This window comes from Rhizobium sp. M1 (assembly GCF_002531805.1).
Lineage (GTDB): Bacteria > Pseudomonadota > Alphaproteobacteria > Rhizobiales > Rhizobiaceae > Rhizobium > Rhizobium etli_C.
In genome coordinates this window covers 63777-90575 of the sequence record NZ_NWSW01000020.1, presented here as the reverse complement: position 1 = coordinate 90575, position 26799 = coordinate 63777, and the positions used below count along the sequence as shown (strand labels likewise).

The 26799-nt window shown below is 62.9% G+C and carries 31 protein-coding genes and 1 pseudogene; 11 read left to right on the top strand and 21 right to left on the bottom strand.

Annotated features, from left to right (window positions below):
- Positions 1 to 25: 25 nt before the first annotated feature.
- Entirely contained in the window at positions 26 to 604 is a 579-nt protein-coding gene (locus CO655_RS20500) for a TetR family transcriptional regulator (RefSeq protein WP_097608538.1), read from the top strand.
- On the opposite strand, the gene CO655_RS20495 is transcribed toward CO655_RS20500, so the two are convergent.
- The 4 genes from CO655_RS20495 to CO655_RS20480 all read right to left on the bottom strand — a co-directional run bounded on the left by CO655_RS20495 (position 591) and on the right by CO655_RS20480 (position 3274).
- Positions 591 to 1217, bottom strand: coding sequence for an exopolysaccharide biosynthesis protein (locus tag CO655_RS20495; protein ID WP_097608539.1), 627 nt, complete (start codon positions 1215 to 1217; stop codon positions 591 to 593). The genes CO655_RS20500 and CO655_RS20495 overlap by 14 nt on opposite strands.
- Positions 1218 to 1242: 25 nt before the next feature.
- Positions 1243 to 1545 carry a hypothetical protein gene (locus CO655_RS20490; protein WP_097608455.1) on the bottom strand — a complete coding sequence of 101 codons (303 nt, stop codon included), beginning with the start codon at positions 1543 to 1545 and terminating at the stop codon, positions 1243 to 1245.
- Between the two features lie 42 nt (positions 1546 to 1587).
- Positions 1588 to 2571: a TerC family protein gene (locus CO655_RS20485; RefSeq protein WP_097608456.1), complete on the bottom strand. Its 984-nt coding sequence runs from the start codon at positions 2569 to 2571 to the stop codon at positions 1588 to 1590.
- Positions 2572 to 2797: 226 nt separating this feature from the next.
- Positions 2798 to 3274 (bottom strand): YcgN family cysteine cluster protein, encoded by a 477-nt coding sequence (locus CO655_RS20480; RefSeq protein WP_097608457.1) that lies wholly within the window; start codon positions 3272 to 3274, stop codon positions 2798 to 2800.
- Positions 3275 to 3510: 236 nt separating this feature from the next.
- On the opposite strand from CO655_RS20480, the gene CO655_RS20475 reads away from it, so the two are divergent.
- The 3 genes from CO655_RS20475 (at position 3511) to CO655_RS20460 (ending at position 7162) form a co-directional block, all read left to right on the top strand.
- The gene (locus tag CO655_RS20475; protein WP_097666234.1) at positions 3511 to 5694 is read left to right on the top strand and encodes a transglycosylase domain-containing protein; all 2184 of its coding nucleotides are present in this window, start codon (positions 3511 to 3513) and stop codon (positions 5692 to 5694) included.
- A gap of 339 nt (positions 5695 to 6033) precedes the next feature.
- Positions 6034 to 6621 (top strand): DUF1214 domain-containing protein, encoded by a 588-nt coding sequence (locus CO655_RS20465; protein WP_064706643.1) that lies wholly within the window; start codon positions 6034 to 6036, stop codon positions 6619 to 6621.
- On the top strand, positions 6614 to 7162 hold the full coding sequence (locus CO655_RS20460; protein ID WP_097608459.1) for a DUF1254 domain-containing protein: 549 nt from the start codon (positions 6614 to 6616) through the stop codon (positions 7160 to 7162). Before CO655_RS20465 ends, CO655_RS20460 begins: the two co-directional genes overlap by 8 nt.
- A 13-nt stretch (positions 7163 to 7175) precedes the next feature.
- Here the strand turns inward: CO655_RS20460 and CO655_RS33900 are convergent, their stop codons facing one another.
- Entirely contained in the window at positions 7176 to 7343 is a 168-nt protein-coding gene (locus CO655_RS33900; RefSeq protein WP_176539278.1) for a hypothetical protein, read from the bottom strand.
- A 564-nt stretch (positions 7344 to 7907) separates the two neighbouring features.
- On the opposite strand from CO655_RS33900, the gene CO655_RS20455 reads away from it, so the two are divergent.
- Together CO655_RS20455 and CO655_RS20450 are read left to right on the top strand one after the other, a co-directional pair.
- Positions 7908 to 8156: a hypothetical protein gene (locus tag CO655_RS20455; RefSeq protein ID WP_097666232.1), complete on the top strand. Its 249-nt coding sequence runs from the start codon at positions 7908 to 7910 to the stop codon at positions 8154 to 8156.
- A 171-nt stretch (positions 8157 to 8327) separates the two neighbouring features.
- Entirely contained in the window at positions 8328 to 9374 is a 1047-nt protein-coding gene (locus CO655_RS20450; protein ID WP_176539279.1) for a DUF2336 domain-containing protein, read from the top strand.
- On the opposite strand, the gene CO655_RS20445 is transcribed toward CO655_RS20450, so the two are convergent.
- From CO655_RS20445 to CO655_RS20430, 4 genes are all read right to left on the bottom strand, one after another.
- On the bottom strand, positions 9366 to 9716 hold the full coding sequence (locus tag CO655_RS20445) for a DUF1491 family protein (protein ID WP_010033104.1): 351 nt from the start codon (positions 9714 to 9716) through the stop codon (positions 9366 to 9368). The genes CO655_RS20450 and CO655_RS20445 overlap by 9 nt on opposite strands.
- 60 nt (positions 9717 to 9776) lie before the next feature.
- Positions 9777 to 11225 (bottom strand): methyl-accepting chemotaxis protein, encoded by a 1449-nt coding sequence (locus CO655_RS20440; protein ID WP_097666228.1) that lies wholly within the window; start codon positions 11223 to 11225, stop codon positions 9777 to 9779.
- Between the two features lie 133 nt (positions 11226 to 11358).
- Positions 11359 to 12315: a peptidoglycan-binding domain-containing protein gene (locus tag CO655_RS20435; RefSeq protein WP_097666226.1), complete on the bottom strand. Its 957-nt coding sequence runs from the start codon at positions 12313 to 12315 to the stop codon at positions 11359 to 11361.
- A complete protein-coding gene (locus tag CO655_RS20430) occupies positions 12287 to 13828 on the bottom strand; it encodes a HAMP domain-containing sensor histidine kinase (RefSeq protein WP_097666224.1) in 1542 nt (513 codons plus the stop codon). The genes CO655_RS20435 and CO655_RS20430 overlap by 29 nt, the downstream gene beginning before the upstream one ends.
- Before the next feature lie 453 nt (positions 13829 to 14281).
- On the opposite strand from CO655_RS20430, the gene CO655_RS20425 reads away from it, so the two are divergent.
- Complete coding sequence (locus tag CO655_RS20425) at positions 14282 to 14776, top strand: DUF5330 domain-containing protein (RefSeq protein WP_097608465.1); 495 nt, start codon at positions 14282 to 14284, stop codon at positions 14774 to 14776.
- A gap of 423 nt (positions 14777 to 15199) precedes the next feature.
- Positions 15200 to 15622, top strand: a complete 423-nt coding sequence (locus tag CO655_RS20420; RefSeq protein ID WP_097666222.1) for a SufE family protein — start codon at positions 15200 to 15202, stop codon at positions 15620 to 15622.
- A 368-nt stretch (positions 15623 to 15990) separates the two neighbouring features.
- Here CO655_RS20420 and CO655_RS20415 read toward each other — a convergent pair whose 3' ends face one another.
- The 9 genes from CO655_RS20415 to CO655_RS20375 form a co-directional block, all read right to left on the bottom strand.
- A complete protein-coding gene (locus tag CO655_RS20415; RefSeq protein ID WP_010060045.1) occupies positions 15991 to 16422 on the bottom strand; it encodes a MucR family transcriptional regulator in 432 nt (143 codons plus the stop codon).
- 441 nt (positions 16423 to 16863) lie between these two features.
- The gene (gene mnhG / locus CO655_RS20410) at positions 16864 to 17196 is read right to left on the bottom strand and encodes a monovalent cation/H(+) antiporter subunit G (protein WP_097608467.1); all 333 of its coding nucleotides are present in this window, start codon (positions 17194 to 17196) and stop codon (positions 16864 to 16866) included.
- On the bottom strand, positions 17193 to 17546 hold the full coding sequence (locus tag CO655_RS20405) for a cation:proton antiporter (RefSeq protein ID WP_097666220.1): 354 nt from the start codon (positions 17544 to 17546) through the stop codon (positions 17193 to 17195). Before CO655_RS20405 ends, mnhG begins: the two co-directional genes overlap by 4 nt.
- Positions 17543 to 18016: a Na+/H+ antiporter subunit E gene (locus CO655_RS20400; RefSeq protein ID WP_097666218.1), complete on the bottom strand. Its 474-nt coding sequence runs from the start codon at positions 18014 to 18016 to the stop codon at positions 17543 to 17545. The genes CO655_RS20405 and CO655_RS20400 overlap by 4 nt, the downstream gene beginning before the upstream one ends.
- Positions 18013 to 19566 (bottom strand): Na+/H+ antiporter subunit D, encoded by a 1554-nt coding sequence (locus CO655_RS20395; protein WP_097666216.1) that lies wholly within the window; start codon positions 19564 to 19566, stop codon positions 18013 to 18015. Before CO655_RS20395 ends, CO655_RS20400 begins: the two co-directional genes overlap by 4 nt.
- A 64-nt stretch (positions 19567 to 19630) precedes the next feature.
- Positions 19631 to 20008 carry a Na+/H+ antiporter subunit C gene (locus tag CO655_RS20390; RefSeq protein ID WP_097608471.1) on the bottom strand — a complete coding sequence of 126 codons (378 nt, stop codon included), beginning with the start codon at positions 20006 to 20008 and terminating at the stop codon, positions 19631 to 19633.
- Positions 20008 to 20427, bottom strand: coding sequence for a Na+/H+ antiporter subunit B (locus tag CO655_RS20385; RefSeq protein WP_097666214.1), 420 nt, complete (start codon positions 20425 to 20427; stop codon positions 20008 to 20010). Before CO655_RS20385 ends, CO655_RS20390 begins: the two co-directional genes overlap by 1 nt.
- A gap of 4 nt (positions 20428 to 20431) precedes the next feature.
- Positions 20432 to 22798: a putative monovalent cation/H+ antiporter subunit A gene (locus CO655_RS20380; RefSeq protein WP_097666212.1), complete on the bottom strand. Its 2367-nt coding sequence runs from the start codon at positions 22796 to 22798 to the stop codon at positions 20432 to 20434.
- Between the two features lie 127 nt (positions 22799 to 22925).
- Positions 22926 to 23141 carry a hypothetical protein gene (locus tag CO655_RS20375; protein ID WP_097666285.1) on the bottom strand — a complete coding sequence of 72 codons (216 nt, stop codon included), beginning with the start codon at positions 23139 to 23141 and terminating at the stop codon, positions 22926 to 22928.
- A 189-nt stretch (positions 23142 to 23330) separates the two neighbouring features.
- Here CO655_RS20375 and msrB point away from each other — a divergent pair, with 189 nt between their 5' ends.
- Together msrB and CO655_RS20365 are read left to right on the top strand one after the other, a co-directional pair.
- Positions 23331 to 23744, top strand: a complete 414-nt coding sequence (gene msrB, locus CO655_RS20370) for a peptide-methionine (R)-S-oxide reductase MsrB (RefSeq protein ID WP_010030811.1) — start codon at positions 23331 to 23333, stop codon at positions 23742 to 23744.
- 309 nt (positions 23745 to 24053) lie between these two features.
- Positions 24054 to 24345: pseudogene (locus CO655_RS20365) on the top strand (DUF982 domain-containing protein); the annotation flags it as partial.
- Positions 24346 to 24491: 146 nt separating this feature from the next.
- On the opposite strand, the gene CO655_RS20360 reads toward CO655_RS20365, so the two are convergent.
- Positions 24492 to 25001: an Hsp20/alpha crystallin family protein gene (locus tag CO655_RS20360; RefSeq protein WP_010030372.1), complete on the bottom strand. Its 510-nt coding sequence runs from the start codon at positions 24999 to 25001 to the stop codon at positions 24492 to 24494.
- A 90-nt stretch (positions 25002 to 25091) separates the two neighbouring features.
- The gene (locus CO655_RS20355; RefSeq protein ID WP_097666208.1) at positions 25092 to 25565 is read right to left on the bottom strand and encodes an Hsp20 family protein; all 474 of its coding nucleotides are present in this window, start codon (positions 25563 to 25565) and stop codon (positions 25092 to 25094) included.
- A 215-nt stretch (positions 25566 to 25780) separates the two neighbouring features.
- On the opposite strand from CO655_RS20355, the gene CO655_RS20350 reads away from it, so the two are divergent.
- On the top strand, positions 25781 to 26002 hold the full coding sequence (locus CO655_RS20350; RefSeq protein ID WP_097608477.1) for a hypothetical protein: 222 nt from the start codon (positions 25781 to 25783) through the stop codon (positions 26000 to 26002).
- A 78-nt stretch (positions 26003 to 26080) separates the two neighbouring features.
- Here the strand turns inward: CO655_RS20350 and CO655_RS20345 are convergent, their stop codons facing one another.
- Entirely contained in the window at positions 26081 to 26782 is a 702-nt protein-coding gene (locus tag CO655_RS20345) for a pentapeptide repeat-containing protein (RefSeq protein ID WP_097608478.1), read from the bottom strand.
- Positions 26783 to 26799 lie beyond the last annotated feature (17 nt).

Below are 26799 nucleotides of genomic sequence, written 5' to 3'. Positions count from 1 at the left end.
TAAGCTGAATGCAAGAGGGAATTTTATGCCGCGTCGCCGCACACTGTCGGATGAGCAGCTTCTCGCCATGGTGCTGGCGCTGATCCAGACTAAAGGGCCGGATGCCGCGACCTTTGCGGCAGTGGCAAAGGCGAGCGGCCTTTCCGGCTCGACGCTGGTGCAGCGTTTTGCGACGAAGGCCGCGATGCTGCGTGCGGCGCTGCTCTATGCATGGGACAGGCTGGATGCGGAGACGGCAAGGCTTGCCGAAAGCGTGCCGAAAACGTCTGACGGCGCGGTCGCGCTGCTTGTCGGCCTGTCGCAGGATTACGGCGACAATGCCGCCGCCTATGGCGAGGGACTGCTGCTGCTGCGCGAGGACTTCCGCGACCCAGTGCTGCAGGCCCGAGGGGCCGCCTGGGGCAAAGCGCTGACGGCAGCGATCGCACGCTGTTTCGGATCGGCGAGCGCGCCGGAGACCATCGCCCGGCTGATGCTGTCGCAATGGCAGGGCTCGCTCACCTGGTGGGGCTTTGGCGCAGAAGGGCGGGTGGATGAATATGTGGAGACGGAGCTGCGGCGGTTCCTCGCGGCGGTCCCTGTCCATTCGGCTAAGCGGCCGTGAAGATCATCGCCTTGATAAAATAAACCAAGGTGGCGGTGGTGACGATCGTCGCCGATGTGAGCAGCAGTCCGATCAAGGTGACGAGACCATCCCGCTCCATCAGGGCGACGGCCAGCACGACCAGCGAGACCACCGGCAGGATATTGCCGAAGGGGATCGGCAGCGCGATCACCACAGCAAGCAGGAAGACAGGAACGCCAAGAAGTGCCTGCACTGTCGGACCGGTGAGAACCTGCAGCCGGCCGGCGCGCACGAGCTTTTCCACCCGGGCGATCACCGGAACCGCGTGACCGACGATAAGATCAAGCGCTGCGGGCGAAACCCGGCGATCCCTGAGGATGGCGGGCAACCAGATCTTCCGGCCACCCGCGACAATCTGGAGGGAGACCAGCGCGAGCGCGGTGCCGAAGACCATTCCGAACGGCCCGGGGATTGGGGTCAGCGCCGGGATTGCCAGGAACAGGATGGTGAAGGCGATGCTCGTCTGGCCCATCGCCTCCAGAGCCTCGCCGACGGAGAGGCCGCCCTTTACCCGGGCGATTTCCAACATCTCGCGAAGCCGCGTCGTGGCCACACCGCGCGGCGGTTGTTTCTTTCCGTCTTGATCAATCACACGGTCCATTTTCAGCTGGTTGCCGTCACGCACCCTCGCCGTCTCCCTTCAGGGCGCTGGCGAGGGCTGCGCATTGCGGATCGCTGCCGTCGAGAAGTTCCGCCGGCGCGGTATGGCCGATCGCTATGCTGACGACTGTGGCCGCCGCCCAGACGTAGTCGCCGGCGGCGCGCTCGACGAGCCGCGGTCCCTGAGATGTCAGGCAGTCCTGGGACTGGCGGACGATCTCCACGGGAAGCCGGGCGCGCTCAGCCTGTTGCTGTATCTCGGCCTGCAGCGGACCGACGACGAGGAGGGCAAAAATCCAGCCGATGAAATCCGAAATCATATGTGTTCCTTCCTTTGTTTACGTATTGCTCGCAGAGCCCGCTCAGGCGGGCTGCTGCGGATCCCGCGTTTTGAGGAGGCTCCAGACCACGCCGGCGGCGATGATCGCGAAAGTGATGCTCAGCGAGAGCGCAGCCGGGAATTTTTCCAGGCCCAGCAGATCGGCGACGAAGATCTTCGAGCCAATGAAGATCAGCACGATGGCAAGCGCGGGCTTCAGATAGCGGAAGCGATGAATCATCGCCGCCAGCGCGAAATAGAGGGCGCGAAGGCCGAGGATCGCGAAGATGTTCGAGGTATAGACAAGGAACGGATCGGTGGTGATCGCGAAGATCGCGGGGACCGAATCCACGGCGAAGATGACGTCGGCCACTTCGACCATCACGAGCGCCATGAAGAGCGGCGTGATGAACCAGGTCATCGCTCCCGTCCTGGGGTTTGCCTTTCTGACGAAGAACCGTTCGCCGTGATGCTCCTCGGTGACGTTGAAACGGCTGCGCATGAAGCGGACGAGGACGTTCTTAGAGACATCAGGCTCGGCCTCCTTGACGAACAGCATCTTGATGCCGGTGACGATCAGGAACGCGGCGAAGATATAGAGAAGCCAGGCGAATTCGGCGACCAGCGTGGCGCCGACGCCGATCATGATGGCGCGCAGCACGATGACGCCGAGAATACCCCAGAAGAGCACGCGGTGCTGGTAGAGGCGCGGCACGGCAAAGAAGGAGAAGATCAGGGCGATGACAAAGACGTTGTCGAGGGCCAGCGTCTTTTCGACGACGAAGCCCGTCAGATAGGCAAGGCCGGCCTCGGAGCCGAGATACCACCATACCCAACCACCGAAGGCGAGGCCGAGCGCGATATAGAGGGCGGAAAGCCTGACGCTTTCGCCGACGCCGATTTCCTTGTTCTGCTTATGAAGAATACCGAGGTCGAACGACAGAATGGCGATGACGAGGGCGAAAAAACTCGACCACATCCAGAGCGGCGTTCCCAGCCACTCGACGAGCAAAAAAGACAGATTCAAGGATAATCCCCTGGTCGGCACTGGTTGTCGGAGAAGAGGTCCGACATCGCAAGAGTGCCGAAGCTCTCGCCAGAGGGGCCCGGACCAGCGGGTCGCACCGCAAGTGGGGTCTCACTTTTCAATAATCAAGCAGCGGCCGGCGTCAATTTTATATGTCGCGTCGGAGACAAGGCGGCCGTGCGCATGGATCATCACACTGCAAGCGAAAGCCGGGCAGGCCAGCCGCTTACGCCTCTTCCTCGTCCTTCGCCTCGCCGACGGTCAGCGGCCAGTCGACGACGTAATCCTCGAGATCCTCGATATCGATCTCGGTTTCGCTGATCGTGCGGCCGCGGGCGGAAATGCCGGCGGCATGTACCGTTTCGGGGTCACCGGAGACGAGCGGATGCCACCAGTAGAGATCGCGGCCCTCGTTGATCAGCCGGTAGCCGCAGGTCGGCGGCAGCCAGGCGATGTCGGGCACGTTCTCCTTGGTCAGCTGCACGCAGTCCGGCACGAAATCCCAGCGGTTCTCATAGCTCGAGCAGCGACAGCTCTGCCTGTCGAGCAGCTTGCAGCTGACCGAGGTGAAATAGATATCGCCGCTATCCCATTCCTCGATCTTGTTGAGACAACAGAGGCCGCAGCCGTCGCAAAGGCTTTCCCATTCGGCGGCGGTCATTTCGGCCAGCGTCTTGCTCTTCCAGAAGGGCAGATCGTTCATCGTTCGTTTCTTGCAACAGCGGCCGCAAATTCGCGTGACCGCCGCTCTACTCTCTTGTTATCCGCCACAAAATCAATCAATTCTTCAGCATGCTCCTGGTACCGGAGAACTTTCTCCTGGTGCCGGAGAATTTTCTCCTGGTATCGGAGAGCTTTTCGGGCCCATCGGGCCTCGCGCTTTCGTCGCTTTCCGGCGGCCGGACATGAAGCAAGCGCGATCAGGCGGGAATACAGGACGTGCAGGATCCGGACAACCCTGAAAAAGGGCCTGAAAAAGGGGCAGAAAAACAGACAGCGGACGCCGGCAGGCGGCCGGCAAAGAGCCGTCACATTCTGCTGCGCATCGATTCATGGATCGATTCGACCGTCTGGAACGCCGGCTTCCGCGCCGCCGAGATCTGGGAAGACACCACCATCTTCTTTCGCCGTTTCCGCGTGCGCGGCTGGAAGCGCGTGGTCTTCGAACTGGCCGGCGAAGGTCTGACCCTCGGCACGGTCGGCGCGGTGCTGATGCTGGTGCTTGCCCAGCCGGCCTTCGAAGCGACCAAGGAGGACTGGCGCAACCGCGGCGATTTCGCCGTCACCTTCACCGACCGCTACGGCAACGTCATCGGCCATCGCGGCGTCATCCATCAGAATTCCGTGCCGATCGACGAACTGCCGGACTCGCTGATCAAATCGGTGCTCGCCACCGAAGACCGGCGCTTCTTCGACCATTTCGGCATCGACGCCATCGGTCTCTTCCGCGCCATGGTCACCAACGCCCAGGCCGGCGAAGTCGTGCAGGGCGGCTCGACGCTGACCCAGCAGCTCGCCAAGAACCTCTTCCTCTCCAACGAGCGTTCGATCGACCGCAAGGTCACCGAAGCCTTCCTGGCGCTCTGGCTCGAGGCCAACCTTTCCAAGAAGGAAATCCTCTCCACCTATCTCGACCGCGCCTATATGGGCGGCGGCACCTTCGGCGCGGCGGCAGCGGCGCAATTCTATTTCGGCAAGAACATCACCGACGTGAACCTCGCCGAATCCGCCATGCTGGCCGGCCTGTTCAAGGCGCCGGCCAAATATGCGCCGCATGTCAACCTGCCGGCCGCCCGCGCCCGCGCCAACGAGGTGCTGACCAACCTCGTGCAGAGCGGGCTGATGACCGAGGGCCAGGTGATCGCCGCCCGGCGCAGCCCGGCCACCGTCGTCGACCGCAACGAGGTGGAATCGCCGGACTTCTTCCTCGACTGGGCTTTCGACGAGGTGCAGCGGCTTTCGCCGCGCTTCCACCAGCATTCGCTGATCGTGCGCACGACGATCGACATGGGCATCCAGAAGGCGGCCGAAGATTCGGTCGAAACGTCGCTGCGCGAATATGGCGAGGCCTACCACGCCAAGCAGGGCGCCCTGGTGATGATCGAGAATGGCGGCGCCGTGCGCGCCATGGTCGGCGGGCGGGATTACGGCGAAAGCCAGTTCAACCGCGCCACCAGGGCGCTGCGCCAGCCGGGCTCCTCCTTCAAGGTCTATACCTATGCCTTGGCGATGGAGAGCGGGATGACGCCGCAGACGACGATCGTCGACGCGCCGATCTACTGGGGCAACTGGAGCCCGCACAATTACGCCAACCGCTATGTCGGCCGCATCACGCTCGAGACCGCGATCGCCCAGTCGATCAACACCGTGCCGGTGCGGCTCGCCAAGGAGAAGCTCGGCATCCAGCCGATCCGGGCGATGGCGAAAAATCTCGGTGTCGAAACGCCGATCCGCGACGACGTCACCATCCCGATCGGCACCTCCGAAGTGACCGTGCTCGACCAGGCGACAGCCTATGCCACCTTCCCGGCCGGCGGATACCAGTCGCGCCGCCACGGCATCAGCCAGATCCTCGATTACGAGGGCGATGTGCTCTACGACTTCGACCGTGACGAGCCGGCGCCCAAACGCGTGCTGTCGGAACAGGCCGATGCCTATATGAACCAGATGCTGTCGCGCGTGCCCTATGTCGGAACCGCGCGCAAGGCGGCTCTCGACAACGGCGTTTTGACCGCCGGCAAGACCGGCACGACCCAGGCCTATCGCGACGCCTGGTTCGTCGGTTTCACCGGCAACTACACCTGCGCCGTCTGGTTCGGCAATGACGACTACACCTCGACCAACGAGATGACCGGCGGCTCGCTGCCGGCAATGACCTTCAAGCGCGCCATGGACTACGCCCATCAGGGCGTGACGCTGCGGGCCATCCCCGGCGTCGAAAATCCCCCGCCCTCGCAGAAGGATGTCGCCAAGACCGCCGCCGCCAAGCCGCAGGACGGATTGCCGCAGCTCATCCGGCCGCGCATGCTCTCGGTGCAATCGACGAATATCCTGAAAGACCTCGGCAAAAAGCTGAAGGACGCCGCCCCGCTCACGCCGCAGAAGGTGGCGAGCGCGGAGTAGTCGGCAGCGGAGATCGCCGATGGCTGCCCTATCCGCCTGTTCAAGACCCCTCCCCAACCCCTCCCCACAAGGGGGAGGGACTAACCCGGAGCGCCCGCCTCGTTCCACTCGAAACGTCGCAAATATGGAAACGGGGTGCGGCAGGTTAAGCCCCTCCCCCTTGTGGGGCGGGGTTGGGGAGGGGTCTTGAACAGGCCAACCGGACAGCCTTATTGCCGCACCTGGCATGACGGCTTCGCTGATATAACCGGGGATTGACCAGCGCCCATGTCGCCGCCCGGCATTCCACCCTGCCAGAATCAGTGGTAACCCTTTCATCCCGGTTTCCAAGGTCATAACGTGTTTCGATTCCCCCTTTTCATCCTGATCACGCTGATCGTCGCCTTTGGCGGCGGGATCATGATTTCGCTGTATGCGCTGGATGCGACGCAGGGTTTCGGGGCGATCAAGCTTGGCGCCTGGGAGGCTTTTCCGGCGTTGCAGACGGTCGATGCCGATCCTTATGCCAAATCGCACCGGGCGCGTGCCGGCAAGCTGCTTTATGGCAGCGCCGAGGGGCTGACCTTCACGGCGAGCGTCGACGACGAAGGGGCGCGGCTGAATGCCGGCTGCCGCTACCGCATCAGCGGGCAGACCCCGCCCGCCCGGCTGTGGACGCTTTTTACCGCCGACAATGGCGGCAATCCGGCGGCGGTGAAGACCGGACTTCCCGCGGCACTGAACTCCTGGACGGTGCTGCGCCAGCCCGACAGCAGCTTCGCGATCGAGATCTCCGCCGTCGCCCAGCCGGGCAATTGGCTGGCCCTGCCGCAGGCCGGCACCTTCCGGCTGGTGCTGACCCTGTTCGATACGCCGACGGCCGGCAGTTCCGGCGTGATCGACCTCGCCATGCCCAAGCTCACCAAGACCGGATGCGGCAATGCTTAGGATCGTTTTCGCCATCCTGACCGGCCTTTTCGGCGCAGCGCTTCTGCACCTCGTCATCATCCTTTCGCTGCCGCATTTCACCGGCAGGGACGCGGCGACCCGCGTCGAGGCGGAAGGTGACCTCAACAATTTCTACCTGCTGAACGACCAGCATGACGAGGCGGGGCTTGCCAATGGCGATCCCTTCGTGCGCACCGCCGTCTGCTCCTTCGACGTCGAGGATGGCCCGGTGCATTTCACCGCCAAGGGCAATGTGCCCTTCTGGTCGATCGCCATCTACGACAGCGCCTCCAACGAGGTGTTCAGCATGAATGACCGGACCTCGGTCGGCGGCGCGCTCGATGTGCTGGCGGGCGGTCCCATTCAGCTGACGGACCTGCGCAAGAACCTGCCGCCGGAGTTGGAACAGGCGATCCTGGTGGAAATGGCGCGGCCGGACGGTTACGCCGTGCTGCGGACGCTGGCGCCGCAGGCGAGTTTCGATGAGGCGGCGCGGAACTTCCTGACAGAAGCCGGCTGCGAACAGTTCAGCGCCCGCTGAGGTTGAACGGACGTTACTTCTTGCTGGCGCGCGGCGCAGGCGCCGGGCCATGTCTGGGGCTATCGGCCAGCCGCTCGTAGCGGACACCGGTGAACCAGAGGATCTTGGCTTCGCGGGGTTCCTTGTCCTGAGGACGCGGCGCCCGCGGTCGCCGATCCGCCAATGCGACTACTATTGCCATTCTCGTCTCCATGCACTGCCCGAGACGGATGAACTTGCGATGGATTTCACCCTGCCCGCCAATCTGCGGGCCGGCGCGTCCTGCGGTGCCGGCATGACCGAACCGAGGGCATTCGCGCCTTTCCCACGGCACCTGACTGAAATACCGTGATGCGGAGTTTCAACGATCCAAACACTCAAATCGCGTCGTTCCTGTCCGAATTGAGACACATGACAGTTAACAGTTTACTAATATTCGACGGTTGCCAAACACAGTTCCCGTGACTTCCTCTTCAACGCGCGAAGCGCCGATTTGGTTTCATCCCGCCTGCGCGCGGGTCCGGACACCCGCCAAAGAGCAAAATTAGAGACAATTCATATAGTTGACAATGCAGCGGCGACCCGCGGGCCGGCAGCGCTGCAGGTGTTGCAAATATGCGGCAGGCCGACATTCGTTGCGTCGCAGCCCGGATCGGGGTCGATCCGCCATCAATCGGAGCGCGTTTTGCGGTCATCGCCGACCACGAATCTTTCAAGGCTCGACCGGTAGCGGAGAGCAACAGGCCTTGCCGTTGATTCCCCTTTCTTGTCCGACGACCCCGACATCGCGGCTTCCGATGGCTGCGGCGCTCGCCGGCATATCAGCAGCGAGGGCCTGAAGACGACGCCTGCGGCACCAAGCACGATCTGCGCCGGACCGATGAAGACAGCCGCGCAAAAGCTGCTGCACGCCGCGCACGACGACAGCAGGCTAACTGTCGCGGCGGTCAAAACAGCGATCGGGACACCGAAGCATCGGCCCGTCAAAAGCAAGGGGATTTTTGTTGCCGGCTAAGGATCAGGCAACACGCCACACGTGTATATTTCTGTTGCATTTTAATAAAATCTTCAGCATGCATTAACCGTACCGGTGTAGGATTTGTTCATATCCGTGCGGTCCGACAGGCGTCCCGCCAGCGCTATCGGCCCACGGTTTCCCTTGGTTCTGCGTTTTCAGGGTGTGCATGTGCGTGACCGGTTTCGAGACCTCGAGGGCCCGTTGGCCGTCAGGAAAAAGGACGTGGTGTTAATGGCGACTGTCAGCAGTTTCGAGAGCCTGTCTCATCCGACGCGATCCGAACTGCGCCAATTCGCCGAGCTTTTCACACCGCTGTTCCAGGCCTCCTCCGACGAGGCCAAGCGCCAGGCGGTCGCCGCCCTTTCCCAATGCCCGACGATGCCGGCAGCCGTGGCGCTGTTCATCGGCAATCAGCCGATCGAGATCGCCGCACCCTTTCTTGCCGCCTCCAAGGCCATTGCCGACGACACGCTGATCACCATTGCCCGCATGCAGGGCGCAGCTCATGTCAAGGCGATCGTCAGCCGCGACTCGCTGTCGCCGAAGGTCATCGACGCGCTGGTGGCGTTGCGCCAGACCCAGCCGCGACACGCGGCCCCCGCAGTAGCGATCACAGAATCGGAGGCCGTCCCGCTGTCGCCGGCCTCGGCGGAGAGCGAAGCCGAAGCGCTGGAGGAACAGCGTATCGCCAATGAAGAGGCGCTGCGCGAGCGCATTCTCGACCTTGCCGGCCATCTCGGCCGCAAGGACGAAGACCGGCTCGGCCTGCGCACGCTGACCGACATTCAGGAGGCGCTGCTGGTGCGCTTTGCCCGCTCGCGCGAGGCAAACCATTTCGCAACCGCGCTCGCCGATGCGCTTTCCGCCAGCCGCTGGCTTGCCGAACGCATCATGCTCGACCTATCGGGCCAGCAGCTCGCCACGACGTTGACAAGCCTCGGCATGGGTTTTCTCGACGCCGTCTTCGTGCTGGAGCGGTTCTATCCGCACCTGGCCGAACAGCAGCACAATGTCACGCGCGCCTGGATGGTGCTCGATGCGCTCGATCCGGAAGAATGCCACGAGAGGGTAGAGGCCTGGCGGCGCGCCGACCGCTACACCTACAAGCCGGAGGCGGCCGCGACACCTGCGCTTGCGGAAACGGAGAGCCACCGCTTCGGCCGCCAGGCGCCGGTGCAGCGCGACATGCGCGTGCTCGGACGACGGTCACGCTGAGCCATCCCGCGCGAGCGGGATCATGTCGCCCAGTTCCTCCGCCTCCAGCTCGACGATCCACAGATCGGGATCGAAGCGGCGTTCGCGCTCCAGCATCGCCCGCACCGCTTCCGGCTCACTGCGCGCAAGACGGATTTCGAACAGGCGATCGCGGATCTCGTCTTCGCCGAAGGCGGTCTGCGGCGCCGGCGCATAGAGCGTTTCCAGGCCATCGCGGAAGTGCTGGCGGATGAAGATCGCACCGGCCTCCTCGGCCCCCTTCTTCTCGACGGCGGCGAAATCGCCGCTGGCGAAGACGCGGCGCAGCAGGGATGAAACGAAGATGTCGGCGCGTAATCTCATCGGCGCGGTATAGACCGGCGCGCCGGCATCGGCAATCCGCAGTCAAATGATGACGATGCGTCAGACCTTGACCGCCAGCCGCAATCCGCCCCAATGGCGGCCGCGCACGATGATCGGCGCGGAAATATCCTTCATCATCACGAAATTGCCGCCGCCCATGTCGCGCCGATAGGTCTGAACGAGGAAAGGCGCGGTGCTGCGGCCGGCGGCAAGGCCGACACGATCGGCGAAGATGCGGCGATTGCGGCAATTGGCGGTGTTCCAGACGGCGTCGCCCGGCCGCTGCGGCTGCGAGAATTTCCGGTTATGGGTCGGCAGGTAGCCGTTTTCGTCGACTGCCGCACAGAAGGCGACGCGCTCGTCCAGGGCAACCACGGGTTCCTGGATCGACGGCAGCAGCCGGTCGGTGAGCTCGGTGAAGGCGGCCATCATCTGCGCCGGGTCGGTACCCGGTATCGGCCGGTAGCGTCGGTCGAAGAGCGCGTCGAGGCCGATCTGGCCCTCGGCGACGGCCCGTTCGAATGCGCCTGATATCTGCCTTGCCACCGATTGCGCCTCCTCGATCCAGCGGCTGTCGGCGGTCTTGACACCGGCGCTCGCCGTCAGCTGGACCAGGGTTTCGGAGAGACCGACGACGCTGTCGACGCGTTTCGCCGCCTGCTGCAGCCTGATATTCGAACCGGCGACCTCGCCCGACATCTCACTGAGCTTTTCGACGAAACCGGCGCATTGCTGGTCGACGGCCTCGGTGGTGTTGGCCATGACGGTCGAACTGTCGAGGATGCGGGTGATGACATGCTCCATGCTTTCGAAGGCGCCGCGCATCGCCTCCGACTTGTCGCGCACACCGGCGGCACTCTCACGCGCATCGCCGCCGACCACCGACAGCCGGTCGATCTTCACCCGCAATTCGTCCAGCGTGTCCTGGATCGAGCCGGTCGCCTTCGAGGTCTGCAGCGAAAGCGCCCGGACCTCGGCGGCGACAACGGCAAAACCCTTGCCCGCATCGCCGGCGCGCGCTGCCTCGATCGCGGCATTCAGCGCCAGGAGGTTGGTCTGGCGGGCAATGGTGCTGATCTCGTCGGCGATCTTGTCGACATCGGCCAGCGACTTCGAAAAGCCGGCGATTTCGGCACCGATGACGTTGGAGGATTGAACCATGTGGCCGATCTCGGCGACGGAGCCGGACAGGCGGTCGGCCGATTCCTTCAGCATCTGGCGGGCTTCGGCCGCAGTGCGGTCGGTCTCGCGCAGCGACAGGGCGACCGAACGGTTGGTTTCGGCAATCGAAAGCGCAGTGCTGGTGACATGATCGAAGGCGGAGGCATGGCGGGCCGACATCGCCGCCATGTCCTGAATGGCGCCGGCAATATCGACGAGATCGATGCCGAGCGTCGAGGCCTCCTCTGCAAGACGCTGCAGGATGTGGCGCAAGGCGGTGCGATCCGGGCCTTCCGCTTCGACTGCCGGTTCTCCGGCCAGATCGTCTATCGCCTTCAGCGCATGCATGACCGACGTCCCCCGCCTCAATCGGCAAAGCTTCGATCAACATGGTTAATAAGTTGCAAATAGCGACAGCGTCTTAGACTTAGGTTGTAGGTCCTTCGAGCAAAGCTTGCGGCTACAGGCGGCGCGCCATGCTTCAGATCGCGCCGATTTCCTTGAGTTTCTTCAGCACCGCCTCGTTCGGCTCGCCGTTTTCAGGCAGGTTGTAGTGCTTCTGGAAATGGCGGATGGCAGCGCGGGTCTGCTCGCCGGCAACACCGTCGACGCCGACATTGGCATAGGCCATGTTGGACAGACCCTTCTGGATCTTCAGCACCAGGTCGACAGTGGTGAGTTCGCTGGAAGGAAGCTGCTTTGCGGCTGATGGCGCCGTCTTGACCGTCTTTTCGGCGCTGCGGATCGCGGCGGCCACCGGGTCTTCCGCCGCCGCCTTCGAGCTCACATCCTCACGCGGTTTTTCCACCGGCACGGTCGAAGGGCCGGCAGCGTCGGTTTTCAGCGCCGCCAGCACTTCCGGTGTCGCTTCCCCGGTCTGGGCCATGCCGACGGTCTCCTGGAAGAACAGGATGGCGGCGCTGGTGCGGGGGCCGATGATGCCGTCAGGGACACCGTTATAGAGGCCGCGGCGCACCAGCTGCTGCTGGATCCCCATGACCAGCTCGCTCGGCTGCTGAGCCGGTGCGGCCGGCGCCGGCGTCGCGCTGGTGGTGGCGGCGGCATCCTCAGGCCGTTCGATCCGGAAGGTGGTGACGTCGCCCTGCTGCTCTTCGGCCGGGCGGCGAGCGCCGAGCACGTTTGAAGAATGCGGATCGCGGGTGCGGAAAATCGGATGCGGATGCAGGCCGGGCTGATACCAGAGCGCATTGGCCGCGACGAAGGAGAAGATGACGAAGAAGGCGATCGTGCCGCCGGCAACCGACGGATTGCGGCCGATGACGCCGCCGAGCGCCGATGCGCCCTGCAGGCCGAGACCGCCCAGCGCAGATGCGCCCTGCAGGCCGAGGCCACCGAGAGCGGCTGCACCTGACACGACAAGGCCCGGCTGCTGCCGTCGGTTTTTTCCCCTAGGCGATTTTCGCTTGCGCGTGGCCATCGAAAAGCCCCTCTTCCAATTCTACCCCTGACTTGACCGCGTCCTTCAGCCGCGGCGGAAACTCGACGGTCGCGCCATGGCCGGCATCTTCGGCCCGCCGGGCGCCCGAACCGTCCACCGCGATCTCGATGGTGATGATCGTACCCTCGCCCGGCTGGCTGGCGATAGCAAAATTTCCGCCATGCAGCGCCACCAGCCCCTTGACCAGCGAAAGGCCGAGGCCGGTGCCTTCGAAGCGGCGGGTGTAATCGTTCTGGATCTGGACAAAGGGCTGGCCGAGCATTGCCAGCTTGTCGGCGGCAATGCCGATGCCGGTATCGCTGACCGTCAGCTTCAGGATGCCGTCGCGCGCCGCCGCATCGACGGAGACGACGCCGCCGGCCTCGGTGAACTTCACCGCATTACCGACGAGATTGATGAGGATCTGCTGGATGGCGCGCTGATCGGCGACGATCTCGCCGAGGCCGCGCTGGATCCGGCTCGTCAGGGTGACGCCCTTGCTCTTGGCCTGCAAGGCCAGCATCGATTCGCAGGATCTGACGGAGGCCGATATATCGAAGGCTTCGAGGATCAGCTCGTAGCGGCCGGCTTCGATCTTGCTCATGTCGAGCATGGTGTTGACGACAGACAGCAGATGCGCGCCGGATTCGCGGACGAGGCCGACATATTCCCGCTGGCGGTCGTTTTCGAACTTGCCGAAATATTCGCCGATCAGAATGTCGGAAAAACCGAGAATGGCGTTGAGCGGCGTGCGCAGCTCATGGCTGACGGCGGCGAGGAACCGCGATTTGGCATCGTTTGCCGATTCGGCGTCGGCCGCGCGGCTCTGCGCCTCGGCCCGCAGCTGCTGCTCGACGGAGACGTCGCGCAGCTGGGCGATGACGGCGGCCAGCTCACCATCGGCATCGCGCCGGGCAGTCATATCCATTCTGAGATAAGCGAACTGGCGCTGATCGCGCGAAACCGAGGGCCGGTCGAGGCGCAGATCGACGCTTGCGGCATCCTCGCCGCGCCGCAGGCCATCGAGCGCCTGCAGGAACAGGATGCGATCGGAGACATGCACCTGCTCCAGGAAGCCCCTGCCCTTGGGATCGCGCATCCAGGCGAGGAAATCGCGGCGGTCGCGGCCGCCGATGGTGGCGACGCTGCCGTGCGGATCGAGAAACAGGACGAGGCCGGGCGTGACGGCAAGGAAGAAGTCCTCGGCCGACTGCGTGGCGATGCCGGCCGACGAGCCCTGGCGGGCAAGCGCGATGCTGCCGACGGCGGAAAAGAGGAAGGCGGCGCAGACCATGGCGACACCGGCCGGCAAGGCGACGGCGGGGCTGGTGACGGCCGAAAGACCGACGGGCGCGGCGACGAGAGCGGCCGAGGACAGCAGCACCAGGCGGCGCAGAATCGCAAGTTCGCGCTGGCGCACGGCTTCGCCGCCGCCCGTCCGGGAGAGCCAGCTTGTCGCCGCCCGGTCTACGAGCGCCGTCACCCAGCTGCCAATGTCACTCAATATTCGCACGCAATACCCGCCCGAAAAAGGCTGTTTGTCGATCCGGACAATAGGCCCCCGCGACTTAAGGAAAGGATAAGGCAAAAGCGCTGTTCACAGCCAGAAAGCGCAGAAAATCCCGTTTTGAAGCATCCGAGAGCCCCTTTGCTTTTTGTGGTTAATAGCCGGTAAGCAACGGAATTCCTTCATATTTCAGCACGACGTTAACTCCTGTGGCAAGGCGAGCGGCCAAAAGCCCTGCAATTGCAAGCAGGTGCTGCCCTGATGCTTAACGGCGATCGCTCGCATTCGACTTAAATGCAGCTCAAATCCGCTTCGCTAAAATTTGAATTAAATTTGCCGCAAATGCGCGCGAGTTTCGAAAAGCGGCATTCGCAACTTATCGATAGGGTGAAAGCACACCGGACAACCGGCCTGATTCGGCGAAAAGAACCGGACGGGAAAACAGGATGGGCAACGACAATGTGGTTTCTGATCAAAGGATCCTTCTGGTTTGGCCTTGTGCTCGTGCTTCTTTCCGTCTTCAGCACGGAGGGTTCCGACAAGCTCGCCAGCGGCCCGCAATTGCAGCTTTCCGACGCCTTTACGGCGGCGAGCGGCGCCTATGACTATCTGACCGGCATGTGCTCGGAAAAACCCGAGGTCTGCGCCAAGGGCGCCGAGACGCTGACGGCGCTCGGCTACCGGGCCCGCGAGGGTGCTCACGTTGCTTATGAACTGCTCGACAGCCAGTTCAGCGACGAGCCGGCAACGACTGCAAAGCTTGCCGAAACGGCACAGCGGGCAGCACCCGCCCTGCCCTCCCTCGCCGCCCCTTCCGTCCAGGAGAAGGTGCGCGAGGCAAAGGCTGCACTCAACCAGCCGATGCCCTACCGCCCGCCGGTCGACGATGAAACGGCCCCCGAGACGGTGGTAACCGGCGCGATCCCGCTGCCGACGCCGAAACCGGCGATCTGACGATAGTGCGCGGGCGCCCGCCCGAAACGCATTTCGAATTCTTCGTTCTTGTTTGACGCAATTCCGGACAGAGACAGCTTCGCAGCCGGAATTGCCTGAGCTTGCATCGGTGGTCCGCATGACGCGGAAATGCCCCATGCCTGACGTGCCTGCCCTGTTTAATTCAGCATCTTGCTGCGCCGTGAGGATGCCCATCCCTCACGGCGTTTCTTTTCAGAACGTGTCACGCATAAATATGCGGGCGGGGTCTTGGGCGACATGCGCAAACAGAAAAAAACTGAAGCACGGGCAAATCCGAGGGGCCACGACGCGCTTTAACTGTTCAAATCTGCCGGTCTTTCACCTATATGCAGTAGTAGAGCATGTCCGGAGGCAAAATTGCCGTGCAGTTTTGCCCGGCATGCCAATGGTGAAAGGCGTTTTATGGCATCCCTCGACCAGATCATCGACGACTTTACCTTCCTGGACGATTGGGAAGACCGCTACCGCTATGTCATCGAACTCGGCAAGGCGCTGCCCGAGCTGGCCGAGGAAAAGCGCACCTCCGAGAACAAGGTGATGGGCTGCGCCAGCCAGGTGTGGCTGGTGACGCACACGTCGGGCGATCCGGACAACCCGATCATGAGCTTCGAGGGCGATTCCGATGCCCATATCGTGCGCGGTCTCGTCGCCATCGTGCTTGCCACCTATTCCGGCAAGCCGGCATCGGAGATCGCCGCGCTCGATGCCTTCGAAATCTTCTCGAAGATCGGACTGGTGGAGAACCTGTCGTCGCAGCGCTCGAACGGGTTGCGCTCGATGGTGAGGAGAATCCGGGAAGAGGCGAACGTCCGCGCCGCGGCTTGAACGTGATTCGATTCTCCCCGAACGCACGTGGCAGCGCCGTGTAATTTAGTATATTAACACTTCCTTATAGTATAGGAATACATTCTACGCCTCACCCCGGAAGCATAAGATGGGGCTCCTCGTGATATCCCGTCTTCACCTGCGTCATTTCCGATCGGCGCGAAATAGTCTGGAAGATTATTTTCCTCGCCTGGAACAGGATGATTTCGGATCTCCCCGGACTAAAGTTTGATTCCCGTTGTCAATTAATGAGTCGGAACAGAATGTCGCCCGAAAGCGGCTCACGTTTTTTGGAATCACAGTCGCGTTACAGACAGAAAAGCCGGGCGCAAGACCCGGCTTTTGTCGTTGATTGCTTTCGAAAAAGCTCAGCCGCGGCCGCGCTTGCGGCGCTGACCCAGGCCCATCTCCTTTGCCAGGCGCGAACGCGCTTCGGCATAGGCGGGCGCTACCATCGGGTAGTCGGTCGGCAGGTCCCACTTCTCGCGGTATTCTTCCGGCGAGAGAGAGTGATGCGTCATCAGGTGACGCTTGAGGGACTTGAAGTTGCCGCCGCATTCCAAACACGTAATCTGCTCGTCCTGTACGGACTTGCGGACAGAGACTGCAGGCTTCTGCTTTTCGACAACGGCCGCAGCGGGCTGCGGTACGGACGTGTTGCTCAGTGCCGAATGCACGTCGGAAATCAGATTCGCCAGGTCGCTGACCGGGACAACATGGTTGCTGACATAAGCCGCCACGATGTCGGCCGTCAGTTCCACAAGCAGCTCCGGCCCATTGCCGGTCGCCATATCCGTCATATTGTTTTCTCCTGTTAGCATGCTCAAACGATCTTTGACTGTCACGCCAAAGACCCGCCTCGTAGAAGCGAACAGCAAAAGCACAGGAAGCAATCTTCTGTTTCGAAAAACGTGAAATCCACCCCTAGATTCCGAAGTTCGAGACCTGTTCTTATACTGCCTGACCAAAAACCACTACGTCATGCTCCAGGCGATGGCCCCAGTTTAGACATTGAAAAATCAAAACTGAGGGACTTGGAAGCAGTACGATTGTAATTCACAATCAGAATTCTACTTGCATTTTCAAATACCATCGTTTGGCCGAAAGGCCAATTATTATTTGTCGTTTTTCTTGAGAAAAAATGGCCGACGAAGAATTATAGGACTTTAGCCCAAGCTTTACTCACAGCTTCCTGTGCATAAGTCAGACGTAAAACAGGTTAAGATGGCAATAGCAACCCCTCAGCGTTCGCGCATATCATCGCGGACCGAGATGGCGCCGAGATCGTGTCCCGAACGATGGGCTGCCCTGGCCAGCAGATGGGCGGAAACCGGCGCCGTCAACAGGAAGAAGACGAAACCGGCAAGGGCGCGGGCGATAACCGCCGGGTCCTGCGAATAGAGGCCGGCGGCAAAGAGCAGCAGGCCGGAGCCGACGGTGCCGGCCTTCGAGGCCGAGTGCATGCGCGTATAGAGATCGGGCAGCCGGACCAGGCCGATGGCCGCCGCAAGGGCAAAGAGCGCACCGGCAACCAGCAGCAGCGCGGTGACGGCTGCGACGAGATAGGCCATCATCGTCCCTTCCTCCCCGCCCGGCGCGTCTTTGCGCCGCCCTTGGCTGCGGACGCAGATGGCGGCGATTGGATGTTGCCGCGCGACAGCACGAAGCGGGCGAAGGCGACGGTTGCCAGGAAGCCGACGAGGCCGAGCGAGATGGCGATATCGATATAGAGGGAAAACCCTGTTTTGACCGCGATGACGGCGATGAAGCCGATGGCGATGCCGGTCAGCATGTCGAGGGCGAGGATGCGATCCGGCAATGTCGGGCCGGCAACGACGCGCCAGACGGTCAAAAGCAGCGCCAGGCCGAGGATGACGAGGGCGGTCGCGGATGCGACGGCGACGATGGCGGCAGGCGTGATCACCGGAAGGCCTCCATGATCTTGCGTTCGAAACCACTGGCAATGCCGCGTTTTGTCGCCTCCGGATCGGAGCAATCGAGCGCGTGGACATAGAGCGTGCGGCGATCCGACGAGACATCAACGGAAAGCGTGCCTGGTGTCAGCGTGATGAGATTTGCGAGCAGGGTGATCTCGAAATCGCTGGTCACCGTCAGAGGAAAGGCGAAGATGCCCGGCTTCAGTTTCATATCCGGTGAGAGAACGGTGAGCGTGACCTTCCAGGCCGACAGCGACAATTCCTTGAGGAAGAGGGCGATGAGCGACAGCACCAGGCGGGTGCGACGCAGATATCCCCTGCTGCCGAAAGGTTCGCGGATGACGGCCAGCGCCAGGGCCGCCAGCAGGAAGCCGAAGACGAAATTATGCAGCGAGGCGCTGCCGGTAACAGTGACCCAGGCGATGGCGAGGAGCAGGTTGAAGACGAAGGCGATCACCGCTGACCTCCTTGCGGGAAGACCGAATGGAGGTAGGCCTGGGGATCGGCAAGGCCAGCGGCGGCCGCTTGCGACAGCGCCAGCAGCCGTTCCGGCAGGATGCCGAAGCCGATGGTGAGCGCGGTCAGCGCGGCGAGCGGCAGGCCAGTGCGCCAGGAGGGTTTCGACGACGCGAGCGCCATCGGCGCGGGGCGCCAATAGGCAAGGAGGAAGAGGCGACCGAAGGCGATCGTCGTCAGGAAACCGCCGGCGAGGATTGCCGCCGCCAGCCACCAGGCACCGCTATCGAGCGCGGCCTTGACGAGCATGACCTTCGGCCAGAAGCCGGAAAAGGGCGGAAGGCCACAGGCGGCAAGGAAGAGCACGAGCGACAGCGCGGTGAAGCCGCCGCTTTGCCGATAGAGCCCGCCGAGATCCGACAGGCAAAAACCACCGCCGCGCCGGGCGATCTCGCCGGCGGCAAGATAAAGCGCCGTCATCAGCACCATGGAATGGAGCGCGTAGAAGACCGCGCCGCCGATGCCGCCGGGATTGCCGAGCGCGACGCCGGCAAGCATGTTGCCGATGCCCGATATGACGACATGGCCGAACAGCCTGCGGATGTCGTTTTCGGCCAGAGCGCCGAGCGCGCCGACGAGAATGGTCGCGGCGGCCGCGAGCGCGATCACAAGGCTGAGTTCGGCGCGTTCGGCCGGCAGCAGCATGACCATCACCCGAACCAGCGCGTAGATGCCGACCTTGGTCAGCAGGCCGGCAAACAGCGCCGAGACGGTGATGCGCGGGGTATGATAGGCGGCGGGCAGCCAGAAATTGACCGGGAAGGCGGCCGCCTTCATGGCAAAGGCAAGCAGGAAGAGGCTTGCCAGCGACATCAGCGGCGCCGTGCCGCCGATGTCCCTCGCCTTCCCGGCGATATCGGCCATGTTGAGCGTGCCGAAGACAGCATAGAGAATGCCGACGCCGACCAGGAACAGGGTCGTGGCGATCAGATTGAGCACCGCATATTTCAGTGCGCCGTCGATCTGCTGCCGTTCCGAGCCGAGGATGATCAGCCCGAAGGACGAGATCAGCAGCACCTCGAACCAGACATAGAGATTGAAGACGTCGCCGGTGAGAAAGGCGCCGGTGACACCGGCCATCAGCAGCATGAGCAGCGGAAAGAAACCGTATCGGCGGCCGCTTTCGCCGATATCGGCCAGCGCATAGATGCCGCCGGCGAGCCCGGCAAGGGCTGCGGCGAAGGCCATCAGCGCACCGAAGAGATCGACGGTGAAGGCGATGCCGAATGGCGGCAGCCAGCGCCCCATGACCATGGTCAGCGGCCCTTCGGCCGCGACCTTGGCAAGCAGCGCCGCATCCATCAGCGCCAGGCCCGCAAGGCCCGAAATGGCCAGCCAGGCCTGCAGGCGGGGATAGGCGCGCACCATCAGCAACACGGCGCCGAGCGTGATGCAATGGGCGACCGGCAGGATGGCGAGCCAATGACCGATGGGCACCGGGGCGGTGACCAGGGCGGCGGCGAGATCGACGGTAGCGGTGGGAGCGGCCATCAGATGTGGCCTCCGGGATGCCCGGCAGGGCAGAGGGGGGTGAGCATCCGCACCGACATTCGCATCAATACCCCAATGGCGGCAGCGGCCGGTCGTCGGGCTCGGCGGCGCGCATCTCGCTGGTGTCGTCGGTGCCGAGATCCTGATAGGCGCGGTAGGTCAGCACCAGCAGGAAGGCGAGGAAGGAGAAAGAGATGACGATCGCCGTCAGGATGAGCGCCTGCGGCAGCGGGTTGGCGGCGCCGGCGGGCAAGGCGTCGAGACCCGCCGGGATGATCGGCGGCACCTCACGTGTCAGCCGGCCTGATGTAAAGAGCAGCAGGTTGACCGCATTGCCGAGGATGGCGATGCCGAGCATGATGCTGATCGAGAATCTCGACAGCATCAGATAGATGGCGGCGGCAAAGAACAGGCCGACGAGGATCGCAAGAAGCGGCTCCATCACTCCACCTCCTTTTCTTCCAATGCCAGCGCTATCGAGGTGATGGCGCCGAGCACGACGAGATAGACGCCGACGTCGAAGAGCATGACGCTCGACAGCGGCACTTCGAGGCCGAGAAGGATCGGGTAGATCCAGAGGCCGGTCATGAAGGGAACGCCGAAGAGGATGGAGAGAAGACCAGCCGCGGTCGACAGTAAGAGGCCGCAGCCGGCAACCGACAGCGGATGGAAGAACAGGGCGCGGCGAACGGCGGCGACGCCGCGGGCAATGCCGTAGATCGCCAGGCCCGAGGCGGCGATCAGCCCACCGATGAAGCCGCCGCCCGGCTCATTATGGCCGCGCAGCAGCACAAAGACGGAAAAAAGCAGCATCAGCGCGGTGAGGAACGGGGCGACAGTGCGGAAGATCAGGGTGTTCACGTCATCACTCTCCTGCTCCGACCGCATCCGGATCATTGGCGGCAAGCTTGCGCTCGCTGCCGGCGCGGATGCGGATCAGCGCCAGGATGGCAAGGCCGGTCACGGCGACAACAGCGATTTCGCCGAGCGTGTCGGTGCCGCGGAAATCGACGATGATGACGTTGACGACATTGGCGCCGTGGGCGATCGATTTGGAATAGGCGTTGAAGAATAGTGTCAGCGCGTCGTTGAACGGCAGCTGCGTCGCCCGCAGCAGCAAAAGCGAAAAACCGAGACCGCAGGCAAGCGCCAGCACACCGTGCAGGAGCCTGCGGCCGGGCGAGCGCCGATCGTCCGGAGAGAGCCGAAGCCTGGTCATGACCAGGGCGAGGATGACCACCGAAAGCGTTTCGACCATGAATTGGGTGAAGGACAGGTCCGGCGCGCCGAACAGCAGGAAGATGACGGCGACGGCGAAGCCCTGGATGCCGAGCGAGACGATCGCCGTCAGCCGGTCGCGGGCGACGAGCACGGCGGCAAGGCCGAAGGCGGCGATCAGGAACACCGCCCATTCATACAGCCTGACATCTGCCGGCCAGGCGGGAAGATGCGGCAGTTCGCCATAGAGGATCGGGGGAATGATGAGGATGGCGGCGAGGCAGAGGAAGGTGCAGGCGACATAGATCTCCAGCCGCCCCGGCTGGACAAAGCGGATGAGGCGGCCGGCGAAACGGACAAGGCCCACCATGGCGAGGTCGAAACCATGGTCCGGCCCGCGCCCGGCCGCGCGCAGAAAAACCGCCATCCAGAAACGTGTCCGATCGAGCTGCCAGTAGACGCCGATGCCGAGCAGCACGGTCAGCAGCGAAAGGGCCAAGGGCAGGCCGATATGCGGCGCCAGCGAAATGGAAATCTCAACCGGGGTCCCGCGGATCGCGGCTGCGATCGGCGAGGACAGAGCGGCATGGCTGAAGCTCGCGAAAATCGCCGACAGCAGGCCGAGGACGGCGAGAACGGCCGGGCCGAGCCAGAGCAGGACGGGCGCCTCATGCGCGGCTTTCGGCGTCTGCGCCGGCCGGCCGAGGAAGGGTTTCAGCGCCACGGCAAAGGCGACGGCGAACATCAGCGCGTTGCCGAAGACGGCGATCGCCGTGAAGGTGATGGCGCGGATGTCGCCGCCGACGAGCGCCGTATAGATCTCCTCCTTGGCGAGAAAGCCGAAAAAGGGCGGCAGGCCGGCCATGGAGAAGGCCGCGGCAAGGGCGATGATCCATGTCAGCGGCATCGCCCGCCTGAGGCCGCCGAGCCGGGTGATGTCACGCGTGCCGGTCTCGTGATCGATGATGCCGGCGACCATGAAGAGCGCCCCCTTGAACAGGGAATGCGCCACCAGATAGAGCGCCGCCGCCGCCACCGCGTGGTCGGAGCCGAAGCCGATCAGCATGACGAGCAGGCCGAGCGAGGAGACGGTGGTATAGGCGAGCTTGAGCTTCAGGTCGGTCTGGCGGATGGCAAGCGCGGTGCCGACCACCAGCGTCAGGCCGCCGAAGAAGGGCAGAAGGATTTCCCAGGCGGGCGTTGCACCCATGACCGGATTGAGCCGCATCAGCAGATAGACGCCGGCCTTCACCATGGTGGCCGAGTGCAGGTAGGCCGACACCGGCGTCGGCGCCTCCATGGCGTTCGGCAGCCAGAAATGAAAGGGAAACTGCGCCGACTTGGTGAAGGCGCCGCCGAGCACCAGAATGAGGGCCGCGAGATAGAGCGGGCTTTCGCGCAGCATATCACCCGACCCGATCAGCTGCGACATCTGCGTGACGCCCGACATGTTCCAGAGAATGAGCAGGCCGGCGAGCAGGCAGAGCCCTCCCCCGCCGGTGACGACAAGCGCCTGCAGGGCGGCGCGACGGGCCGCCTCGCGCTCGTGATCGAAGCCGATCAGCAGGAAGGAGGTGATCGACGTCAGTTCCCAGAAGATGAAGAACATCAGGAAGCTGTCGGACACGACGATCCCGAGCATCGCGCCCATGAAGAGAAAGATGAAGGAGAAGAAGCGGCCCTGATCCCTATGTCCCCTGAGATAGGCGCCGGCATAGAGCACGATCAGCGTGCCGATGCCGGTGATCAGCAGCGCGAAAGCCAGCGACAGGCCGTCGAGGAACCAGGAAAAGGAGAGGTTGTAGCTCGGCACCCAGGCATAACCGCCGGCGACGGCCTGACCGCGCGCGACCTGCGGAAGCAGGCGCAGAAAATGCAGGAAGGCAAACAGCGGAGCGGTCGCCAGCAGCCAGGCCCCGTTTGCGCCGAGGATGCGGATGACGAAGGGAGCGGCAAGAGCGCCGGCGAGCGGCAGACACAGGGCCAGAAATGTCAGAGCCGTGACATCGGCCATGTCTCCTCCTCTACCGGCCAGACGGAACGCCGACGCAAATCGGCTCGTCTTCTGACTTAGGCGAAACGGGAGGGCGTCTCAAGCGTTTTCGGTCGCCGGCCAATGCCGCGCGGAAAGTTCGAAGCGGTCAGGCGGCGGAGCGGGAAAGACGTGTCAGCAGCCGGAGGACGCAGCCGTGCAGGATGAAGAGCACAAGCGTCAGCGGCCACAGCAGGCACGCGATAAGGCCGGCGAGACGATGGAGCGTCAAGCCGTCACGATTGGCCCAGCCTTCCAGCATCGTGACCGCTATGGCGGCCGCGGTCACGAGACCGTAGAGCAGGACGATTGCCGCTTCAAACACCAATGTTTCCTCAATGCACGTAACATTAACCCTAACGGAAAACCCTTAATAGATGTAAAAGCAAGCGTCTTCCCTGAATTGCCGTATGCCGCGATTGTGGCGGCAAGGCGCCGGAGGCTTGATGAAGCAAGGACGGCGCACCACATTTTCTCGCAAGAAGGAGCCGCGCCTCGGCGAAAGGAGCACGTCATGTCCGAAACTGCAACCACCGCCAAGATCCATAAAACCGATGCCGAATGGAAAGAGCAGCTGACGCCGGAGCAATACCGCATCACCCGCCAGCACGGCACCGAGCGCGCCTTCACCGGCCCCTACTGGGATTCCTTCGAGACAGGGCTTTACCGCTGCGTCGGCTGCAACGCGCCGCTCTTCCGCTCCGACACGAAATTCGATGCCGGCTGCGGCTGGCCGAGCTATTTCGAAGCCGTGTCGCCCGATGCGGTGACCGAACATCGCGACACGACCTACGGCATGGTGCGCACCGAAATCCGCTGCGGCAGCTGCGACGCCCATCTCGGCCACGTCTTCCCCGACGGCCCGCCACCGACCGGCCTGCGCTACTGCATCAACGGCCACGCCATGGTGTTCGAGCCGGGGAAATAGGCCGCACCGATCCTTCGTATGGCAAGCAAGGGAAGTACATCGTCAGCTTGAGGCGACGCGCGACTGGACCGAGGTTTGCAGACGCCGTCGTTGCGCCCTTGACAGAGAGGATTGAGGTGGCGTCGCTCCAGCTCGCAGAACGGACCAAATTTTCCTTCGTCCTATTGAATCGGAAATCGTCAAAAACCAACTAATCTGGCGCCAGCCGAGCGCCCGGTTTGGAGGCCGCAAAGCCTCGTCGCAGATCGCAGCTCGGAGGCGCTTGACGCAGATTGCTCGTCCAACATCGCGGTAGGAAAGGAGAGAATGATGAGACCCGATGTGTTCAAACAGCCTGTCACTATTTTTGTTGGCCTTGGATTTCCTGCGGAGCTCCGAACGGTCATGGAGGCATACCGGCATCTTGACGAATGGCCGGCCATATCCCGAGACGCGGCCCATTCGGTTGCGCTGAAGGCCTGTGCTGCCGCCCTCCGTGGCGAAATCGACGCGGAAACTGCTCGTGGACTGTTCGTCGCGTTCGCAGAGAAACATGATCTCCTGGCACAGCAGACCGGCCGTCACGGCTTCGCCGCAGCAGCGGAACAAGGGGCCGCACCTACGTGAGCGCCCGTCGGGGAATTGCCTCGCAAGAGACAAAGGGCTCGTTGACCTCGTCGGACCCGCCGTCGCAAAGTTCAGCCAAGCGGGTCCGCAAGCCAAGATCGATCGGAGGCGGCCGGGTGGCGGCCGCCATACTTGTTTGGATCAGCTCCTGATGGCGATGCGCTTGACCTGTGACTGAGCCTTTTCGGTCTTAGGCAAGCGGACGGTCAGGATGCCGTTCTTGAAGGTGGCCTCGACCTGGTCTTCCTTGACCTCGGTGCCGAGCGGGATGCGCCGCTCGAAGCGGCCGTAGTAGCGCTCCGAGAACTGCTTCTCCTTGTCTTCAGTCTCCGAACGCTTTTCACCTTTTAGCGTCAGAACGCCGTCATTGAGCAGGACTTCGATGTCCTTTTCCTCAAGGCCGGGTACTTCGGCCGTCACCTTGATTTCCTTGTCGGTATCGGAGATTTCGACACTCGGCCAGCCGGCACCGAACCCGCTGACGCCACGCAGTGACGGCAGCCCGGAGCCGAAGCCGCGGAAAACATCGTCGAACAGCCGATTGACCTCGCGATGGAGCGACAGGAAGGGATCGCGGTCGTCGTCGCGAAGGAGACTCGGACCCTGGTTGCCGTTGTTGCGACCCCAGGGAATCAAATCACGGACACTCATGGTTTTACTCCTTTCTGGTGGTTCCTGGGCAAGCTCTTCGTTTGGCGCCAGGCCATTCCCGGCGCCATGTTTGCCTGCGGCCGGCGAAGCTTAAGCCGCGTGCTTCCCGGCCTCGATCTCCTTCGGCCGCGCCTTCGGCATTGCCTGACCCGTTTCGATTCCGATCTGGCGTGGCTTCATCTCTTCAGGAATTTCGCGTTTGAGAGCGATGGTCAGCAGACCGTCGACGAGGCCGGCATCCACGACCTTCACGTGATCGGCAAGTTCGAACCGACGCTGGAACCGTGCGGCAATGCCGCGATGCAGGTATTGAACATCTTCGCCGTTGGTTTTCTGCCCTGCGACAATGAGCATGTTCTGCTCTTGAGTGATCGCCAGCTCGTCCCGCGAGAAGCCCGCTACCGCCATAGCGATGCGGTAATCATCCTCGCCGGCTTTGACGATGTCGTAAGGCGGCCAGTTGTCGACTGTTTCGGCACGGCTTGCAGCCTCGAGCGCGTTCAACATCCGCTCGAAGCCGATGCTCGACCGGAACAGGGGAGAGAAATCGAGGTTTGTCCTCATAGCCATATCCTCCTTACAAGCAACATGGATACAAGGAGACGCCCAGAGCGACCGGCGTCTCCTGGACCTGGCGTCGGCCGCTATTCGGCGGCCAACAATGCTGATATAATTCAGTAGCTTAACGTTTCAAGAGGACAGAACCGCCCAACGAAAAAAATTGATTTTTTCGAGCACGCCACCATATCTGGGCGAAGCTTGAGCGAGGAGCAATGGCTATGACAATGACTTCAGACGATGTCGTCGCCGTCCTGGGGCCCGCCGACAAAATGCTAGTGGCCGAGGTCATCGCAACAGGTGCGACGCAGGCCGAACTTGCCGAGGCATTTGCATGGGCCAACAACGACGAAGCGTTGATGGGTGAAGGCCGGCATCTGCCGACAGGCAGGGTTGCTGCGCTTGTCGATCTGCTAAGGTCGGATGAAGACGAACAGGATTAGAAACTCGCCGCTCGTTCCGATACCCGACATCCCTAAACCAGCCGGGCGTAGTTGCCATAGGCGCAAGGTTTCGCCCGGCTACTCGTGCTCGGCCGGGCATGGCCAGGTTGCCGGCGTAGAGAGGCCGGAGGGGAGCTTGGTCGAGGCGTCGCCGCAGGCGAGGTCGATCTGCGTCTGTTCGAGCCCGGCGGCGGCCGACAGGTCGAGACCTTCGATGCGGGTCAGGAACATGAAGGCGCGCTCGAATGTTGCCGGGCCTTCGAAGGTGGCGTTGGAGAGATCGGCGCGGGAGAGATTGGCGAAGGAGAATTTAACCCCCGTCAGCACCGCCTTGTCGAAATCGGCGCGGCCGAGTTCGGCCTTTTCGAAGCTCGCACCGGAGAGCCGGGCGCCGCCGAAATTGGCGCGCTGCAGCTCGGCGCCGGCAAAGGACGCGCCTTCGGCGGCAATATTGGCGAAGCTGGCGCGATAGGCCTCGACCTTGGCGAAGTTGGCCCCTTCGGCATGTGAACCCTCGAGCGAGGCGCGCACCAAAGTCGCCTTCTCCAGATTGGCGGATTTGAAATTCCCGCCACTGAGATCGGTCAGCGAGAAATCAGTGCTGAAGAGATTGGCGCCTTCGAGATCACTGCCCTGCAGCATCAGGTTCTTCTTCGAGCATTCCTGCCAGTCGAGCTTCGGTGAGGCCGTGCTGCCGCAATCGGCGGCACGCGTGGAGATCGGAGCGGAGGCGAGAAGAAGCAAGGCAAGGAGGCCGAGCGGCGATCTATGCATTACCATTGAACTGTTGATCTCCA